Annotated in this window: 1 protein-coding gene; it reads right to left on the bottom strand. The window is 75.0% G+C overall.

The window, feature by feature from the left end; all coding sequences use genetic code 11:
• Positions 1-2,609, bottom strand: a 2,609-nt coding sequence (locus OUY22_RS36440) for a type I polyketide synthase (protein ID WP_270159879.1), incomplete at its 3' end; no start/stop codon positions are given.
• Positions 2,610-2,625: the final 16 nt, after the last annotated feature.

Below are 2,625 nucleotides of genomic sequence, written 5' to 3'. Positions count from 1 at the left end.
GCGGCGGCGCGGGAGTGGATGGCGATGGCGCGGCGTCCCTCGTCCGGGGGGTCGACGGTGATCTGTAAGGTGACCGCGCCCTGGTCGGGCAGGAAGAGCGGGGTCTCGATGACCAGTTCGTCGAGCCGGGCGCAGCCCGCCTGGACGCCGGCTTCCACGGCCAGGTCGGCGAAGGCGGCGCCGGGGAGCAGCACGCGGCCCGCCACCGCGTGGCCGGCCAGCCAGGGGGCGCCGCGCAGCGAGATCCGCCCGGTGAGCACGTAGCCGTCTCCCGCCACCGGGACGACGGCGTCGAGCAGCGGGTGGCCGGAGCCGTCGACGCCCGCGCCGGACACGGGGCCGATCTGGTCGCCGGTGAGCCAGAACCTGCGCCTGGCGAAGGCGTAGGTCGGGGGCTCCTGGCGGGGGCGCGGTGCGCTGGGCAGCGCGTCCCTCCAGGAGACGGGCGCGCCGAGCACCCACGCGTGGGCCAGCGCCGTGAGGAAGCGGGCGCGGTCGCCCGCGTTCCTGCGCAGCGTGTGGCAGACGCCCGCGGGGGTGCCGGTGGCCTCGCAGATGGCCTCGATGTCGGGCCCGAGCAGCGGATGCGGGCTGACCTCGACGAACAGGGAGGTCTCGGATCCGGCGGCGCCGATCGCCTGCTCGAAACGTACGGGATTGCGCAGGTTGTCGTACCAGTAGCGGGTGGTCAGCTCGGCGGGGTCGATGAACCCGCCGGCGAGGGAGGAGCAGAAGCGGACGTCGGCGGCACGCGGGAGCACGTCGCCCAGCACGGCCATCAGCTCGTCGTTCAGCGCCTCGACGTGCGGGGTGTGCGAGGCGTAGTCGACCGCGATGCGGCGCACCCTTACGGTGTCCCCGCACGCGGCCGCGAACTCCTCCAGCGCGTCGGTCTCGCCCGCCACCACCGAGCCGGTGGGGCTGCTGTGCACGGCCACCCACAGCCGGTCCGCCCACGGTTCGATCCGCTCCTGGGCCCGCGCCGCGGGCAGCGCCACGGCGAGCATGCCGCCGGTGCCGCCGAGCCGGGTCAGCACCCGGCTGCGCAACGCCACGATCTTGGCGGCGTCCTCCAGGGAGAGCGCGCCCGCCACGCACGCGGCGGCGATCTCACCCTGGGAGTGGCCGATCACCGCGGCGGGCTGGACGCCGAGCGAGCGCCACAGCTCGGCGAGCGCGACCATGACCGCGAACAGCACGGGCTGGATGACGTCGGTGCCGTCCAGGGGGCGGGCGCCGGGCCCGCCGCGCAGCACCTCCTCGACCGACCAGCCGGTGTGCGGGCGCAGCGCCTCCTCGCAGCGGAGCAGCGCGGCCCGGAACGTCTCGTCGGCGTCCAGCAGCTCGACGGCCATGCCCGCCCACTGCGAACCCTGACCGGGGAACACGAACACCGGCCTGACCCCCGAAGCCGCCGTCCCGCTCACCAGAGAAGCGCTCGACCGGCCCTCCGCCAGCGCCGACAGCCCCTCCACGAGCCCCGCGCGATCCCCGGCCACCACCACCGCGCGATGCTCGAACCCGGCCCGCCGGCCCAGCACCGGGCCCACACCGGCCAGATCGCGATCAGCGACCTCCCGGGCGAAGGCCAGCAGCCGCCCCGCCTGCACCCGCAGCGACTCCGCCGACCTGGCCGACACCGGCCACACCAGCACCTCCGCACCACCTGCGGGAGCCTCCACCGCAGGCTCGGCCGCCACCCCTTCCACGATCACATGCGCGTTCGTCCCGCTGACCCCGAACGACGACACCCCCGCCCGCAACGGCCGCCCGCCCGAGACCTCCACCGGCTCCGTCAGCAGCCGCACCCCGCCGGACGCCCAGTCCACGTGCGGACTCGGCTCCACCACATGCAGGGTCGGCGGCAGCACCCGCCGCTCCAGCGCCTGCACCATCTTGATCACACCGGCCACCCCGGCGGCCGCCTGCGTGTGCCCGATGTTCGACTTCAGCGACCCCAGCCACACCGGCCGGTCCTCGGCACGCCCACGCCCGTACGTCGCCAGCAACGCCTGCGCCTCGATCGGGTCGCCCAGCGTCGTCCCGGTGCCGTGCGCCTCCACCACGTCCACGTCCCACGTGTCCAGCAACGCGTCCGCCAGCGCCGCCCGGATCACCCGCTCCTGGGCCGGACCGCTCGGCGCCGTCAGCCCGTTCGAGGCGCCGTCCTGGTTGACCGCCGAACCGCGCACCACCGCGAGGACGCGGTGACCGTTGCGCCGCGCCTGCGACAGCCGCTCCAGCACCAGCACCCCGACGCCCTCGGACCACGCCGCGCCGTCGGCGCTGGAGGAGAAGGACTTGCACCGGCCGTCCGGGGCCAGCGCGCGCTGGCGGGAGAACTCGATGAACGGCACGGGCGTCGCCATCACCGACACGCCGCCGGCCAGCGCCAGGGAGCACTCGCCGCGCCGCAGGGCCTGCACCGCCAGGTGCACCGCGACCAGGGAGGAGGAGCAGGCGGTGTCGATGGTGAGCGCCGGGCCCTCCAGCCCGAAGGTGTACGAGACGCGACCGGCCAGGACGCTGGAGGCGCTGGAGGTGAACAGGGTGCCCTCGACCGACTCCGGCGCCTTGTGCAGGAATCGGGTGGAGTAGTGCTCGTACATGCTGCCCGCGTAAACC

Origin of the sequence: Nonomuraea corallina (assembly GCF_027620315.1) — a bacterium.
In the GTDB taxonomy this organism is placed as follows: Bacteria; Actinomycetota; Actinomycetes; order Streptosporangiales; family Streptosporangiaceae; genus Nonomuraea; species Nonomuraea corallina.
This window is presented reverse-complemented; position numbering and strand designations above follow the sequence as displayed.